Below are 16199 nucleotides of genomic sequence, written 5' to 3'. Positions count from 1 at the left end.
TCCGGAACATGTATAAAGTTGCGTTATGTCCTCACACGACTTGTTAATCATTGTCCTATTCATAGGCATACTGGTCGCCTTCACTCCGTTGCTCGGGAAGTGGCTGGCGAATGTTTTACAGGGAAAGCGGAGCTGGCTTTCCCCGGTTCTTGGTCCCGTGGAGCGCTGCACCTACCGTGTGGCCGGCGTGGACCCCTCCCGCGAAATGGACTGGAAAAAGTATCTGACGGCCGTTCTTCTGTTCAACGCCGCCGGATTCCTCATCCTGTTCCTTTCCCTGCTGTGCCAGAAATGGCTGCCGCTGAATCCCGCCGGCACGGAAAACATGCGGTGGGACATTGCCCTGAATACGGCCATCAGCTTCATGACCAACACGAACTGGCAGTTCTACTCCGGCGAAGGGCCGGAAGGCATCAGCTACTTTGTCCAGATGACCGGGCTGGGCGTGCAGAACTTCGTCAGTGCCGCCACGGGGATTGCCGTCATGGCCGCCCTGATCCGCGGTCTGAAAAGGAAATGCGCCTCCACTCTGGGCAACTTCTGGGCGGACCTGACGCGCAGTACCTTGTACTTTCTGATTCCGATTTCCGTGGTCGTCGCGCTTCTGCTGGTCTCCCAGGGGGTGGTGCAGTCCTTTGACGGACCCGCCACCGTACCGGGCATGGACGGCGTGGAGCAGGTGATTCCCAACGGTCCGGCGGCCTCCCAGGTGGCCATCAAGCAGCTTGGGACGAACGGCGGCGGCTTCTTTGGGAACAACAGCACGCACCCCTTTGAAAACCCCACGCCGTTCAGCAACATGGTTGAAATGCTCTCCCTGCTCCTGATCGGCTGCGCCTGCCCGTATGCCTACGGCGTGATGATCGGGAAAAAAAGGCAGGGCTGGATCATCTTCGGCGCCATGATGCTTCTGCTTGTGACGACCATCGGGCTTTCCCAGTGGGCGGAACACACGGGGAACCCGCTGTTCCCCGGCATGGAAATGCTGGAAGGCAAGGAAGTGCGCCTGGGCGTGACGAACAGCTCCCTCTGGTCCGTGGCTACGACGGCCTCCTCCAACGGCTCCGTGAACTGCATGCACTGCAGCATGTCCCCGCTGGGCGGCGGCATTGCCCTGTTCAACATGCTGCTGGGTGAAGTGATCTTCGGCGGTCTGGGCTGTGGCCTGTACGGCATGCTGATGTTCGCCATGATCACTGTCTTCCTGTGCGGGCTGATGGTGGGACGTACTCCCGAATTCCTGGGCAAAAAAATTGAAGCGCGGGAAGTGCGCTGGTCCATGGTGGGCGTTCTGCTGCCCGGCATAACCGTCCTGCTTATGAGCGGACTGGCCGCCGCTACGGAAGTGGGGCGTGAATCCATCTGCAATGCCGGACCCCACGGGCTGACGGAAATCCTGTACTGCTTCGGTTCCCAGGCCGGGAACAACGGCAGCGCCTTTGCCGGCCTGGCTGTGGGGGATACGCCTTTCTATTCCGTGCTGGGCGGCCTGGCGATGCTGCTGGCCCGCTTCGGAGCCATCATTCCGGTGATGATCATTGCGGGCAGCATGGTATCCAAGAAAACCGCGCCTCCGGCCCAGGGCACCATGGCGACGGACAACCTGATGTTCATGGTTCTGCTGGTGGCCGTGGTGCTGATTGTAGGCGCCCTCACCTTCTTCCCGGCCCTGGCCCTGGGGCCCATTCTGGAGCATCTGCTCCTGTATTCGGGAACCATGCTGTAAGGAGCATTCACCAACAAACCAGATTTTACGATGATGAAAGAAGAAAAAAAGAATCAATCCTGGTGCAACGGGGCCATGCTGAAAACGGCCTTCCGGGACGCGCTGCGCAAATTTGACCCGCGTGCTTTATCCAAAAACTTCGTGATATTCGTCACGGCCATCGGTGCCCTGGTTGCTACGGTCGTCCTTATCCGGGATGCCGCCGCCGGGCAGCCTTTCGGCTTTACCCTGCAAGTCACGCTCTGGCTCTGGTTCACCGTCCTGTTCGCCAACTTTGCGGAAGCATTGGCGGAAGGCCGTGGAAAGGCCCAGGCGGACGCTCTGAAAAAAATGCGCGTCTATGTGAACGCCCGTCTGCTGACGGACAAGGGGACGGAGGAAATAGTCTCCGTTTCCGAGCTGCGCAAGGGGCAAAAAGTGCTGTGCGAGGCCGGGGACATCATTCCTCTTGACGGCGAGGTGATTGAAGGCATCGCCAGCGTGGACGAATCCGCCATTACCGGGGAATCCGCCCCGGTCATCCGTGAAAGCGGGGGAGACCGCAGCGCCGTAACGGGGGGCACCCGCGTGATCAGCGACGGCATCGTCATCCGCATCACGGCGGAACCGGGCAATACCTTCCTGGACCGCATGATCGCCATGGTGGAGGGCGCCAGCCGGCAGAAGACGCCCAATGAAATCGCGCTGGGCATCCTGCTCGTGGCGCTGACCATCGTCTTCATTGCCGTAGTGCTTTCCCTCCCAGCCATGGCCGGATACATTGAAGATTCCGCCCGGGCGCTGGGCTTCAGGGCGGATGGCCATATTTCCCTGCCCGTTCTGGTCTCCCTGCTGGTGTGTCTGATTCCGACGACGATCGGCGGCCTGCTGAGCGCCATCGGCATCAGCGGCATTGACCGGCTGGTGCGCCGGAACGTGCTGGCTACGTCCGGCCGTGCCGTGGAAGCGGCCGGGGACATTGATGTGCTGATGCTGGACAAGACCGGAACCATCACCTTCGGCAACCGCATGGCGAATGAATTCCTGCCTGCACCCGGCGTGGAGGACCAGCAGCTGGCGGAAGCCGCCCAGCTCGCCTCCCTGTCCGATGAAACGCCGGAAGGGCGCAGCATCGTAGTACTGGCCAAAAAGCAATTTGGAATCCGGGGCCGCCACATGGACGCGGACCACATCACCTTTGTTCCGTTCTCCGCTTCCACCCGCATGAGCGGCGTGGACATTGCGGCGCACGGCGGCCAGCCGGCCGTTTCCATCCGGAAGGGCGCTGCGGAAAGCGTGGCGCAGTGGGTGAAGGACCAGGGCGGAGCTTTCCCGCAGGAGGTGGAAATGACCGTGCAGAACGTCGCGCGTGCCGGCGGCACGCCGCTGGTAGTGGCACGGGGAAGGGACATGCTGGGCGTCATTTACCTGAAAGACATCGTCAAGGGCGGCATTAAGGAACGCTTCGCCCGGCTCCGGGCCATGGGCATCCGCACCGTCATGGTGACAGGGGACAATGCCCTGACTGCCGCATCCATTGCGGCGGAGGCCGGAGTGGATGACTTCATTGCGGAAGCCACGCCGGAAATGAAGCTGGCGCGCATCCGTGAAGAACAGGCGGAAGGCCATCTGGTGGCCATGACCGGGGACGGCACCAACGACGCTCCCGCCCTGGCCCAGGCCGATGTGGGCGTGGCGATGAACACCGGCACGCAGGCCGCCCGGGAGGCGGGCAACATGGTAGACCTGGACAGCAACCCGACCAAGCTGATTGAAATCGTGGAAATCGGCAAGCAAATGCTGATCACCCGCGGCGCGCTGACCACCTTCTCCTTCGCCAATGACGTGGCCAAGTACTTCGCCATCATCCCCGCCATGTTTGCGGGCCTCTTTGTGGCTGACGGCATGGCCCGGGGGCCGCTTTCCGCCCTGAACGTGATGGGACTGCACTCCCCGCAGAGCGCCATCCTCAGCGCGGTGATCTTCAACGCCCTCATTATCGTGGCACTTATTCCACTGGCCTTGAAGGGGGTTTCCTACCGACCGGCGGGAGCAGCCTCCCTGCTGAAGCGCAACATCCTCATTTACGGGGTAGGCGGCCTGATTGCGCCGTTCATCGGCATCAAGCTCATTGACATGGCCGTCACCGCCCTGCACCTCGTCTGAACAATTAAAAATCAACCTGCTGAATCATTATGAAATGGACATTTCCCAATCTGCGCCTGTTTCTGGCGCTGGCCGTCGTCACCGGCGGCATTTATCCCCTGGCTGTCACGCTTGTCAGCCTGATTCTGTTCCCCCATCAGGCGCACGGCTCCCTGATCCGGAATGAACGGGGGGAAGTCATCGCCTCGGAGCTCATCGCCCAGCCCTTCACTTCCGCCAGGTACTTCTGGCCCAGGCCCTCCGCCGGGGACTACGCCACCATGCCTTCCGGTGCCAGCAACCTCTCCTGGACCTCCGGAGAACTGGTCAGGACGGTGGCGGAGCGCAAGGCGGCCCTGCTGAAAGCCCACAACCTGCCGCAGGAAACGCCTGTTCCGGCAGATCTCCTGTTCGCTTCCGGAAGCGGTCTGGAATCCTGCATTTCCCCGGAAGCGGCGGAATTCCAGGCGGCCCGCGTGGCGGCGGCCCGCAAGCTGCCACTGGAAAAAGTAAGGCGATTGGTGGCGGAACACCTCATTCCGGGCGGCATCCTGGGGGAAAACGTAATCAACGTGATGACGCTGAACGCCGCCCTGGATACATTGCCCCCCAGTTAGTGGTATATAGTTGACCGTCCCGGTCCGGGGAATACCCTGGCGGAAAAATCGTCCGGCAGTTGTCCGGTGCCTTGGTTCCGCATCTTTCTCCGGTCGCCGGGGCGGATTTTATGAATGAAAGGGAGGAACTCTCCTCCAGAACCATGGGGCTATCTTTTGCCTTCCAGAAGAAACAGGGCCGCTCCGTGGGGATTGAGCCGCACCTTCATTTCCCGGCTTGCCGTTCCGGCGTTTTCCTGCTTCCACAGGTCGCGCGCGTTTTGCGGAGACTTCAGCTTGAGGCGGGAAAGGGGGACATGAATGATCTGGCCTTTATTGCTTTTATTGAAAAAGCCGACGGCGGTACGGCCTTCCCCCAGCGGTTTGATCCATACTTCTCCATCATCTTGGGACAGGACTTTTTCCGAAGGGCCGTGAAACGTCTGGTTGACGGCGATCACTTCCCGGTTGCACAGGATGCCCCGCGTGAAATCGTCCAGATGCTCCAGATCGCATGAAATAATCAGGGGGGCGGATATTATGGCCCAGAAGGACATCTGGAAATACTGCTCGTCCGGAGTCAGCCGGGTGGGGGAGAATGTGGTATTCGCCTTTCCGACCTTGCCCAGGCGGCCGATTTGAAGCATGTCCGGATCATTCCAGTGTCCCGGTTCGGCATAGGGCTGCCATTTCTCCTGGGAGGAAGCGATCTTCTTCAAACTGCCCCAGTGGTCTTCGATATCTCCCGTCGTGCGCCAGACGTTGGCCGTTTTGCTGATGGGGCCGGCAATCTCAAACGGGGTGGAATTGGAAACGCTCAGCACAATATCCCTGCCGCTTTTTTTCAAATCCGCCGCGATTCTTTCCGTGCTGGGCACGTCGATCAGGTACCAGTCCATCTTGACGTAGTCAAACCCCCATTCCGCCCACTGCCTGGCATCCTGGGTAATCATCCATACGGGGCCTGTTTTGGCGGCTCCCAGCCGCTGGGAACCCGGACAGCTCCCGAACAATTGATCGGGCTGCGGGCGTTTGTTTTCAGGAAGGGCCAGGGAGGAATAATCTCCCTGCGGATTGGGGGAAGTGCCTCCCATGTAGCCGGCGTAAGTTCCCATCCACGGGGTTGAGTAAATCCCCGCTTTCAGTCCCAGGCTGTGGATTTCACGGCACATGGACTTCATATCCGGAAAACGCTTGTTGGGCTGGATGGCGCGGTACTTGCCGCCTCTGGCGCCTTGCCAGCAATCGTCAATGTTGACATAGCGGTAGCCGTATTGGGCCAGCCCGGAACTGATGAGCAGCCGGGCGGTTTTCAGGATATTTTCCTGGCTCACGCCGCCGCTGTAGGAATACCAGCTGCTCCAGCCCATGGGGGGAGTCAGGCACATCTCCTTCCCGATGCGGACAGTGATGGTCCCGTTCGCTTTGCCGTGGCTGTTGCTTATCTGCACGGGAAAGGCATAAGTTCCCGGACGGCTGATCTTACCGGTGATGACGCCGGTTTCCCTGTCCAGCTTCACGCCGGGGGGCAATTTGGCGGCGGCAAAGCTCATGGGGCGTTCTCCGCTGGCGCAGATGGCGAACTGGATGGGAGAGCCGGGGCGTGCGCCGAAAAGCCGCGGTTCGTTCAGCACGGGAGCCGGTGATTCCGGCGGTGTCAGGCGGACGCCGGGTTCCGGAGCGGGATAGGGGGAAGGCATCTCCTTGCCGGAGGCTCCCGTTTGAACCAGGAGCAGGGCGGAGCATAGGAACGGAAGAAAAGAAAGACGGATCATTTTGGTAAAAAACTGGAGACAGGAAAAAAGAAAAGGCCGGTAAAATGCTGGTTCTGTAAAATACGCCGGATGCACTACAATATTACAAGGAATTCGGAGGGTCAAAAAAATTTGGATAACGGCAAAAATCCTGCTTTCCCATTCAACGGTTGGAGATATTCTTATGTCTAAATTACCAACATACCATGCTTAACAATCTAACAACAAAATTTCAGGAAGCGCTGATGCAGGCGCAGCAGACGGCAGGGCGGCTCGGAAAGCCGGAAATTTCCTCCCTGGACGTTCTGGTGGCGTTGCTGGAGCAGGACGGCGGAATTCTTTCCCCTATTCTCCGGAAGGCCTCTTGTGATCCGGGCCTGCTGTTGCAGGCCGCCCAGAGGGAAGTATCCCATGAACCCACCCAGAGCGGTGCTACCACGCAGCCCCAGATGGGCCGTGACCTGGCTACGGTGATGCACGCTGCCGAGGATGAACGCAAAAAGCTCAAGGATGACTACCTCAGCGTGGAGCACTTCATGCTGGGGGCTCTGGACACGCAGAACAAGGTGCACCAGTTGACGGACACCTTTGGACTGTCCAAGGACAACTATCTGGCCGCCATGAAGGAAGTGCGCGGCAACCAGCGCGTGACGGACGACAACCCGGAAGGCAAATACCAGACGCTGGAAAAATACGGCACGGACCTGACGGCCCGCGCCCGCGCCGGCAAGATTGACCCCGTTATCGGCCGTGATACGGAAATCCGCCGCGTCCTCCAGATCCTTTCCCGCCGGACCAAGAACAACCCCGTGCTCATCGGGGAGCCCGGCGTGGGCAAGACCGCCATTGCAGAAGGCCTGGCGCGGCGCATTGTCAACGGTGACGTGCCGGAAAGCATGCGCAACAAGCGCATTGTGTCCCTCAACATCGGGTCCATGCTCGCGGGGGCCAAATACCGCGGCGAATTTGAAGAACGCTTGAAATCCTTCCTCAAGGAAGTGACGGACTCCAACGGTGAAATCATCCTGTTCATTGACGAACTGCACACCATCGTGGGCGCGGGCGCCAGTGAAGGGGCGGTGGACGCCTCCAACCTGCTTAAGCCCGCTCTGGCCCGTGGCGAACTGCGGACCATCGGCGCGACGACGCTGGACGAATACCGCAAATACATTGAAAAGGATGCGGCCCTGGAACGACGGTTTCAGCCTGTCATGGTGTCTGAACCCAGCGTGGAGGACACCATCGCCATTCTGCGCGGCCTGAAGGAACGTTATGAAGTTCACCACGGCGTGCGCATTACGGACGCCGCCATTGTGGCTGCCGCCACTCTTTCCGACCGTTATATCTCAGACCGTTTCCTGCCTGACAAGGCGGTGGACCTGGTGGACGAAGCAGCGGCCCGGCTCAAGATTGAGCTGGATTCCATGCCCACGGAAATCGACCAGATCGAACGCGAAGCCATGCAGCTTGAAATGGAACGGCAGGCCCTGGTGAAGGAAGAGGATGCCGACAGCAAGGCGCGTCTGGAAAAAATCACCAAGGATCTGGCGGACCTGAAGGAAAAATCCGGCTCCATGATTGCCAAGTGGAAAAGTGAAAAAGACGTTCTGGACGCCGTCCGCAGGGAACAGGAAAAAATAGAGGCTCTCAAGCTGGAAAGCGAAAGGGCCAAGAGAATGGGGGATCTGACCCGCGCTTCCGAAATCACGTACGGTGAACTTCCGGAAGCGGAACGCGCCCTGACGGAAGGCAAGGAAAAGCTCAACAAAATGCAGAAGGAGGACGGAGGCCTGCTCAAGGAGGAAGTCACGGAAGGGGACATCGCCAAGGTGGTGGCCACCTGGACCGGCATTCCCGCCGCGCGCCTGCAGGAAGGGGAGCGCGCCAAGCTGGTGCATATGGAAGAACGCCTGGGCGCCCGCGTGATCGGGCAGAAGCAGGCTGTCAAGGCCGTGTCCGACGCCGTGCGGCGCGCCCGCGCGGGATTGCAGGATGAAAACAGGCCCATCGGCTCCTTCCTGTTCCTGGGCCCCACGGGCGTGGGCAAGACGGAGCTCAGCAAGGCGCTGGCGGAATTCCTCTTTGACAATGAAAACGCCATCGTGCGCATTGACATGTCCGAATACATGGAAAAGCACTCCGTGGCGCGCCTCATCGGGGCGCCTCCCGGATATGTGGGTTATGAAGAAGGCGGCCAGCTCTCTGAAGCCGTGCGCCGCCGTCCGTACTGCGTGGTCCTCTTTGATGAAATTGAAAAAGCCCATCCGGACGTCTTCAACGTGTTGCTCCAGGTATTGGATGACGGCCGCATCACGGACGGCCAGGGGCGTACGGTGGACTTCCGGAACACCGTCATCATCATGACCTCCAACATCGGCAGCCAGTACATCCTCAATGAATCCAACGCGGAACAGCGGGAAGCCAAGGCGATGGAAGCCCTGCGCGGCCACTTCCGCCCGGAATTCCTGAACCGCATTGATGAAATCATCATCTTTGACCGTCTGACGGCGGAGGAACTCAAAGGCATTGTGGACATCCAGCTCCAGCGCGTCCGCAAGCGCCTGGAAGCCAAGGGCCTGTTCCTGCGCATGACTCCGGAGGCTACGGCCCTGGTGGCGGACCATGGCTTTGACCCTGTCTATGGAGCGCGTCCCCTCAAGCGGGCCATTCAGCATGACCTGCTGGACCCCCTCAGCCTCAAGCTCCTGGAGGGCGACTTCCCGGAAGGGACGGAAATCGTGGTGCGGGAAAAGGGCGGCAAGCTGGACTTTACCAAGGAAAAGAAATAACTGAAAAGGCTGCTTTTCCGGTGTGCCGCCGGGAAAAACCATGAAGGGCGTTCCCTGGCAGGAACGCCCTTCTGCTATCAATCCACTCCCTGGCGGCTAAAGGAAACTGCCGTCTGGCCGGCGTGAAAGGAAAATCCGGGAGAGGAAACCGTCAGCAGCGGCGTCTTCGTAAAGCGAGCACGGCCAGCCCCAGCAGGGAAAGCGTGGAGGTGCCGGGCTCCGGAACCATCTTCCAGCCCATGGAACGCATCAATTCCATTTCTCCATCCGTCAGGGTACGGTGGTAGGTATCCGGCGAAATGGAATACTGCATGAGGGCGTCCGGATCGCTCGCGCTGTCGATGTGGGCCATGCTGGACCCTTGCTGCCAGGTGGCGGGGTTATAGGCGGTGAGCCCCGTATCGCCCAGGGACAGGGTTTCTCCAAGTGTAAATGCCGTATTCCCGTTTCCGGCCTTATTCACGATGGATTGGCCTTCCTGGTTGGTTAACAGGGAATCATACCTGGTGTACAGCATGGTGCTGTAAGCTGCTGAAGCATTCCCGGACTGGACCTGGAAGGTACCGGTTTGTGTCGCCAGGGAAAGAAACCCTGCGGCATGCCCTACCTCATGGGTCAGGATGCTTTGAAAATCATATTTTCCCGTATGTTCCGCCGGTAAGGCGGCCTCGTAATAAAGAGAATTCAAATGAGAGGTATTGCACTGGATGTAAATATCGTAGCCCGTGGCAGTCCTCGTGCTCCCATCGCGCCAGACGGACTCCACCAGGGTGGAAACCTGTTGCGGTCCATTTGACTGGTAGTAGAAATAAGGAGAATAGGCGGAGGCCAGAGTGGAGGAATTGGCTCCGTCGTACCAGGTGAGGCCAACATTAAGTGTTCTGCCCGGGGTGGAATTGATCAAGCTATCCCATGTGGTCAACGCCCGTATGGCAGCGTCTATCTGGCCTTGGTCCCATGTATGGGTGCTTGATGAATCAAAAAATCCCTGGTCCCCGGAATCCAGGAAGGTGCAGGAAAAAGTGGAGCCTATACTGGCTGTTTGTACAGCGGATGAGGAAGGAATGTTTCCCAGGCAGCAGGCAGCGCAGATAATTCCAATCCAGAATGATCTTTTCATAGATGGCAAAATAATAAAAACTTCCTATAGATAGCAGAAAAAATCCTTTCCGTCCATGGGAAAACAAAATGGTTCAGTCTCCTTTTCAAGGGAAGGAATGCAATGGAGGTGGGCGAAGGAAGCACCTGCGTTCAATAGCCCTTTTTTTCGTCCTGGCAGGGGGCAAAAAAGAGGAACTGTAGTTATTGCGGAAACATCACGGGAGAAAATGTTCAAAAAAATGGCACGAGGGAGGGGGAGTATGACAAAAGCCTAACTATTTTATAAATTGGAAGTTATGAATGGACGTGACAAAATGGATGAAAGACTCTCACAAAAAACGACTCGAAAAAAATTGACAAGGGGGGTGAAAATGGTAGACTTCTCGGCACGCCAACACGGCGACGGGATGAAAAGCCCGGCGGCAGGAGGGACTCGAAAGAGGGCCTGAATGAAGCCGGGGCCGGCCACCCGGAAGAGCCTCATTAAAGGGGCCGATAAGAAGATTTCAAGGGAATGACTACCGAACCCGCCGAGGGTTTTCCTGAATGCGTCGAGAGACGTGTGAGGGAGAAAAAACCCGAAGGAGCGACCTAGCTCCGAGAGGGGCGGATTGGTAGAAGCAAGGGGAAAGAAAAAAGGTCGTGACGCGCGCCGTGCTTGGCAGAGCGAAGAGGACCTCAAGAGACACAACTTGAGGGAAGAGCTGACTGAAGCATGGCGCAGATGAAATCGAAAGATTCCATTTGGTCCAGCAATTTCAAAAATTATATTTGATGGAGAGTTTGATTCTGGCTCAGAACGAACGCTGGCGGCGTGGATAAGACATGCAAGTCGAACGGGAGAATTGCTAGCTTGCTAATAATTCTCTAGTGGCGCACGGGTGAGTAACACGTGAGTAACCTGCCCCCAAGAGTGGGATAGCCCCGGGAAACTGGGATTAATACCGCATAAAATCGCAAGATTAAAGCAGCAATGCGCTTGGGGATGGGCTCGCGTCCTATTAGTTAGTTGGTGAGGTAACGGCTCACCAAGGCGATGACGGGTAGCCGGTCTGAGAGGATGTCCGGCCACACTGGAACTGAGACACGGTCCAGACACCTACGGGTGGCAGCAGTCGAGAATCATTCACAATGGGGGAAACCCTGATGGTGCGACGCCGCGTGGGGGAATGAAGGTCTTCGGATTGTAAACCCCTGTCATGTGGGAGCAAATTAAAAAGATAGTACCACAAGAGGAAGAGACGGCTAACTCTGTGCCAGCAGCCGCGGTAATACAGAGGTCTCAAGCGTTGTTCGGAATCACTGGGCGTAAAGCGTGCGTAGGCGGTTTCGTAAGTCGTGTGTGAAAGGCGGGGGCTCAACCCCCGGACTGCACATGATACTGCGAGACTAGAGTAATGGAGGGGGAACCGGAATTCTCGGTGTAGCAGTGAAATGCGTAGATATCGAGAGGAACACTCGTGGCGAAGGCGGGTTCCTGGACATTAACTGACGCTGAGGCACGAAGGCCAGGGGAGCGAAAGGGATTAGATACCCCTGTAGTCCTGGCAGTAAACGGTGCACGCTTGGTGTGCGGGGAATCGACCCCCTGCGTGCCGGAGCTAACGCGTTAAGCGTGCCGCCTGGGGAGTACGGTCGCAAGATTAAAACTCAAAGAAATTGACGGGGACCCGCACAAGCGGTGGAGTATGTGGCTTAATTCGATGCAACGCGAAGAACCTTACCTGGGCTTGACATGTAATGAACAACATGTGAAAGCATGCGACTCTTCGGAGGCGTTACACAGGTGCTGCATGGCCGTCGTCAGCTCGTGTCGTGAGATGTTTGGTTAAGTCCAGCAACGAGCGCAACCCCTGTTGCCAGTTACCAGCACGTAAAGGTGGGGACTCTGGCGAGACTGCCCAGATCAACTGGGAGGAAGGTGGGGACGACGTCAGGTCAGTATGGCCCTTATGCCCAGGGCTGCACACGTACTACAATGCCCAGTACAGAGGGGGCCGAAGCCGCGAGGCGGAGGAAATCCTAAAAACTGGGCCCAGTTCGGACTGTAGGCTGCAACCCGCCTACACGAAGCCGGAATCGCTAGTAATGGCGCATCAGCTACGGCGCCGTGAATACGTTCCCGGGTCTTGTACACACCGCCCGTCACATCATGGAAGCCGGTCGCACCCGAAGTATCTGAAGCCAACCGCAAGGAGGCAGGGTCCTAAGGTGAGACTGGTAACTGGGATGAAGTCGTAACAAGGTAGCCGTAGGGGAACCTGCGGCTGGATCACCTCCTTTCTATGGAGAAAGTGCATGAAAAATGCACAGGTCGGATCTCTTCCCGAGGGAAGAGAGAGCGGAACCCGCGAGGGCCCGCAACGAACCAAAGATGTGTAAACAGCCAGTTCGCTTGGAGCGAAACTAGGCACGACGTGCGTGACGACCTTTTTTCAAAAAGAACCGCAACTGGGGGTATAGCTCAGTTGGTAGAGCGCCAGCTTTGCAAGCTGGATGTCCGGGGTTCGAGTCCCCGTGCCTCCACCAGTTTCGGTAAGAAGGCGGGAGCCGGAAAACTTTAGTAACTAAACTTTAGTATTTGGTAACTGTCTCTCAGAGACCCAAAACCGGGCCTGTAGCTCAGTTGGTTAGAGCACGCGCTTGATAAGCGCGGGGTCACAGGTTCAAGTCCTGTCAGGCCCACCAAAAAAATCGATTATTGAGGGAAAGCGAAAATTGACATCTGCGTGGCAAAGAAAACAATTGCTGAGAAGCAATTGCTTTCCAACAAAGTGGGTAGTTGAAAAACAACTACAATACACAATTTAAAACATGCATACCAAGAAATAAGACAATACAGTAAGTCACGAAAGGGCTTTGTGGTATTGTGGAAGTGGTAAAAAACTTTTGCAATATGATGAAGTAAGTAAGGGCGTACGGTGAATGCCTTGGTGCCAACAGGCGAAGAAGGACGCGGCAAGCTGCGAAAATCCTCGGGAAGCTGCAAGCAAGCGATGATCCGGGGGTATCCGAATGGGGTAACCTGATCGAGGCAATACTCGATCGTTCATACCTGAATACATAGGGTATGAAACGCGAAACCCGCTGAAGTGAAACATCTCAGTAAGCGGAGGAAAAGAAAGAGAAATCGATTCCGTAAGTAGTGGCGAGCGAAAGCGGATGGAGCCCAAACCGAAGGTACTCCTTCGGGGTTGTAGGACCACGAGATATTCGACCATACTGGATAGTAGAACAGCCTGGAAAGGCTGGCCGTAGAAGGTGAAAGCCCTGTAGACGAAATCCAGCGTGGGAATTAGTGGGATCCTGAGTAATACATCACACGTGGAACGATGTATGAATCAGCGCGGACCACCGCGCAAGGCTAAATACTAGTTGGCGACCGATAGTGAACAAGTACCGCGAGGGAAAGGTGAAAAGAACCGCTGTGAGCGGAGTGAAATAGAACCTGAAACCGTATGTCTACAAAGTGTCAGAGCAGAGCAATCTGCGATGGCGTGCCTTTTGTTTAATGAGTCTGCGAGTCAGTGTTTGTGGCAAGACTAAGGGCTTCCGGCCCGGAGTCGCAGCGAAAGCAAGTCCGAATAGGGCGAATTAAGTCGCAGGTACTGGACCCGAAGCGGAGGTGACCTACCCTTGGCCAGGTTGAAGCATGGGTAAAACCATGTGGAGGACCGAACAGGTGAACGTTGAAAAGTTCTCTGATGAGCTGAGGGTAGGAGTGAAAGGCTAATCAAACCCCGTGATAGCTGGTTCTCTTCGAAATGCATTTAGGTGCAGCGTCACGTGCTGATGCGCGGGGGTAGAGCACTGACAAGGCTAGGGGGCACACCCGCTTACCAAACCTTATCAAACTCCGAATACCGTGCAATGGAACGTGGCAGTGAGACAGTGGGGGATAAGCTTCATTGTCGAGAGGGAAACAACCCAGACCAGCAGCTAAGGTGCCTAAATAACGCTCAGTGGAAAGGATGTGGGATTACACAGACAGTGAGGATGTTGGCTTAGAAGCAGCCACCATTTAAAAAATGCGTAATAGCTTACTCATCGAGTGATCCTGCGCCGAAAATGATTGGCGATCAAGCGTTATACCGAAGCTCTGGACTTTACCTTACGGTAGAGTGGTAGAAGAGCGTTGCATGCGCGTTGAAGGGTGATGGCGACTGACCCTGGAGCACATGCAAGTGAGTATGCAGACATGAGTAACGTAAAGCCGGGTGAAATCCCCGGCCGCCGTAAACCCGAGGTTTCCAGGGCAACGTGTTTCGTCCCTGGGTTAGCCGGGACCTAAGCCGAGGCCGAGAGGCGTAGGCGATGGATATCAGGTTAATAATCCTGAGCTCGCGACCCTTAAACTGGGGGGACGCATGAGAAAAGATGACTAGGTTATTGAATTCCGAGTTGAGTCCACGGACTCAGCGCATCATTGGATCGAGTGCCAAGAAAAGCCCCAGCGTATGCTAAGCGACCCGTACCGCAAACCGACACAGGTGGGTGGGTAGAATATACCAAGGCGTAAGAGTGAAACCTGGTTAAGGAACTCGGCAAATTAGCCCCGTAACTTCGGAAGAAGGGGTGCCTGCAGCGATGCAGGCCGCAGAGAAATGGCCCAACCGACTGTTTATCAAAAACACAGCACTCTGCAAAGACGCAAGTCGAAGTATAGGGTGTGACACGTGACCAATGCCGAAAGATTAAGGCAAGGGGTTAGCCGCAAGGCGAAGCTCTGAACCCAAGTCCCGGTGAATGTCGGCCGTAACTATAACGGTCCTAAGGTAGCGAAATTCCTTGTCGGGTAAGTTCCGACCTGCACGAATCGTGAAACGAGTTGGGCACTGTCTCAACCAGGCGCTCAGTGAAATTGTAGTGGCGGTGAAGATGCCGCCTACCCGCAGAAGGACGGAAAGACCCTATAGACCTTAACTGTAAGCTGTCATTGTTTCTTCGGTTTTAATGCTCAGAGTAAGTGGGAGACGCTGAAGACGCCCTTTAGGGGGCGTCGGAGTCATCAATGAGACACCACCCTTTGAAACTGGAGGATCTAACCCTGAGCCGTGAATCCGGCCAGAGGACCGTGTCAGCCGGTCAGTTTTACTGGGGCGGTATCCTCCCAAAGAGTAACGGAGGAGCGCGAAGGTGGGCTCAGCCCGGTTGGCAACCGGGTGTCGAGTGCATGGGCATAAGCCCGCCTAACTGTGAGACCAACAAGTCGAGCAGATGCGAAAGCAGGCCCAAGTGATCCGGCGGTAGAAAGTGGAATTGCCGTCGCTCAACGGATAAAAGGTACCTTAGGGATAACAGGCTGATCACGCCCAAGAGTTCATATCGACGGCGTGGTTTGGCACCTCGATGTCGGCTCGTCGCATCCTGGGGCTGGAGAAGGTCCCAAGGGTCCGGCTGTTCGCCGGTTAAAGCGGCACGCGAGCTGGGTTCAGAACGTCGCGAGACAGTTCGGTCCTCTATCCTCTGTGGGCGTTGGAAAATTGAGGGGTTCAGACCTTAGTACGAGAGGACCGGGTCTGACGCACCACTGGTGCATCGGTTGTACTGTCAAGTGCATGGCCGAGTAGCTAAGTGCGGACGGGATAAGCGCTGAAAGCATCTAAGCGCCAAGCCCATCCCAAGATGAGTTTTCCCTATAGGTTCGTGGAAGACCACCACGTTGATAGGTCGCAGGTGTAAGTGCAGCAATGTATTGAGCCAAGCGATACTAATCACCAATAGACTTCATCATATTACATCACTCCCGTTCGTGAATAACAACTTGCTGTTGTCTTGTTCATTGGATGTATGTTTAAAAGTAACACCACCAGCCACGCAGATGTCAGTTTACGCTGATTCCTTCCCCTCGTAACGAGAGGAAATCTTCTTAGCCACACACACAACAACCCTTAAAAAATCCCCCTCAAAGCCCCCAAGGGCTCCCGGGCAGGCAGGATGAAGAAAATGAAAAACTCTTCCCCCTGAAGCCCGGTGGCCAGAGCGCAGTGGTCCCACCCGGTCCCGTTCCGAACCCGGAAGTGAAACGCTGCCGCGCCAATGGTAGTCGGACGATAGGTCCCGCAAGAGTAGGTCGCCGCCGGGATTTTTTCATCAGGCCCCGCCAGTT

Annotated in this window: 6 protein-coding genes, 2 tRNA genes and 3 rRNA genes; 9 read left to right on the top strand and 2 right to left on the bottom strand. The window is 56.7% G+C overall.

The genetic code is table 11. From position 1 onward, the window contains the following. Positions 1-25: 25 nt before the first annotated feature. Genes kdpA through kdpC form a run of 3 tightly spaced genes read left to right on the top strand, consistent with a single transcriptional unit; the run spans position 26 to position 4467 of the window. Positions 26-1726 (top strand): potassium-transporting ATPase subunit KdpA, encoded by a 1701-nt coding sequence (kdpA, locus tag P8A25_RS00055; protein ID WP_022397914.1) that lies wholly within the window; start codon positions 26-28, stop codon positions 1724-1726. Positions 1727-1759: 33 nt separating this feature from the next. After that, positions 1760-3871: a potassium-transporting ATPase subunit KdpB gene (gene kdpB, locus P8A25_RS00050; RefSeq protein ID WP_404838797.1), complete on the top strand. Its 2112-nt coding sequence runs from the start codon at positions 1760-1762 to the stop codon at positions 3869-3871. Positions 3872-3900: 29 nt separating this feature from the next. Beyond that, positions 3901-4467, top strand: a complete 567-nt coding sequence (kdpC, locus tag P8A25_RS00045; RefSeq protein WP_102721304.1) for a potassium-transporting ATPase subunit KdpC — start codon at positions 3901-3903, stop codon at positions 4465-4467. Between the two features lie 149 nt (positions 4468-4616). Here kdpC and P8A25_RS00040 read toward each other — a convergent pair whose 3' ends face one another. Continuing rightward, positions 4617-6221: a putative Ig domain-containing protein gene (locus P8A25_RS00040; RefSeq protein ID WP_215442954.1), complete on the bottom strand. Its 1605-nt coding sequence runs from the start codon at positions 6219-6221 to the stop codon at positions 4617-4619. Between the two features lie 185 nt (positions 6222-6406). Here P8A25_RS00040 and clpB point away from each other — a divergent pair, with 185 nt between their 5' ends. Beyond that, positions 6407-8989: an ATP-dependent chaperone ClpB gene (gene clpB / locus P8A25_RS00035; protein ID WP_215442956.1), complete on the top strand. Its 2583-nt coding sequence runs from the start codon at positions 6407-6409 to the stop codon at positions 8987-8989. A gap of 151 nt (positions 8990-9140) precedes the next feature. On the opposite strand, the gene P8A25_RS00030 is transcribed toward clpB, so the two are convergent. Further along, positions 9141-9893 (bottom strand): PEP-CTERM sorting domain-containing protein, encoded by a 753-nt coding sequence (locus P8A25_RS00030; RefSeq protein WP_215442958.1) that lies wholly within the window; start codon positions 9891-9893, stop codon positions 9141-9143. A gap of 968 nt (positions 9894-10861) precedes the next feature. Between P8A25_RS00030 and P8A25_RS00025 the strand changes: the two genes are divergently transcribed. From P8A25_RS00025 to rrf, 5 genes are all read left to right on the top strand, one after another. Beyond that, positions 10862-12373 (top strand): 16S ribosomal RNA (locus tag P8A25_RS00025). A 170-nt stretch (positions 12374-12543) separates the two neighbouring features. Next, positions 12544-12619: transfer RNA gene (locus P8A25_RS00020), tRNA-Ala, on the top strand. Positions 12620-12701: 82 nt separating this feature from the next. Next, positions 12702-12778 (top strand) — tRNA-Ile (locus P8A25_RS00015). 210 nt (positions 12779-12988) lie between these two features. Further along, positions 12989-15824: ribosomal RNA gene (locus P8A25_RS00010) — 23S ribosomal RNA — on the top strand. Positions 15825-16059: 235 nt separating this feature from the next. Next, positions 16060-16175 (top strand): 5S ribosomal RNA (rrf, locus tag P8A25_RS00005). Together the 16S, 23S and 5S rRNA genes with 2 tRNA genes alongside form the textbook arrangement of a ribosomal RNA operon. Positions 16176-16199 lie beyond the last annotated feature (24 nt).

The sequence above is a fragment of the Akkermansia sp. BCRC 18949 genome, assembly GCF_045011645.1.
Classification (GTDB): Bacteria; Verrucomicrobiota; Verrucomicrobiia; order Verrucomicrobiales; family Akkermansiaceae; genus Akkermansia; species Akkermansia massiliensis.
The sequence above is the reverse complement of the archived record's forward strand: the minus strand, read 5'-3'. Positions and strand labels throughout refer to the sequence as shown.

Excerpts from the sequence above, each read along its gene's own strand:
- kdpB (WP_404838797.1), top strand. The coding sequence starts at position 1,760 with ATGAAAGAAGAAAAAAAGAATCAATCCTGGTGCAACGGGGCCATGCTG.
- kdpC (WP_102721304.1), top strand. The coding sequence starts at position 3,901 with ATGAAATGGACATTTCCCAATCTGCGCCTGTTTCTGGCGCTGGCCGTC.
- P8A25_RS00040 (WP_215442954.1), bottom strand. The coding sequence starts at position 6,221 with ATGATCCGTCTTTCTTTTCTTCCGTTCCTATGCTCCGCCCTGCTCCTG.
- kdpA (WP_022397914.1), top strand. The coding sequence starts at position 26 with ATGTCCTCACACGACTTGTTAATCATTGTCCTATTCATAGGCATACTG.
- clpB (WP_215442956.1), top strand. The coding sequence starts at position 6,407 with ATGCTTAACAATCTAACAACAAAATTTCAGGAAGCGCTGATGCAGGCG.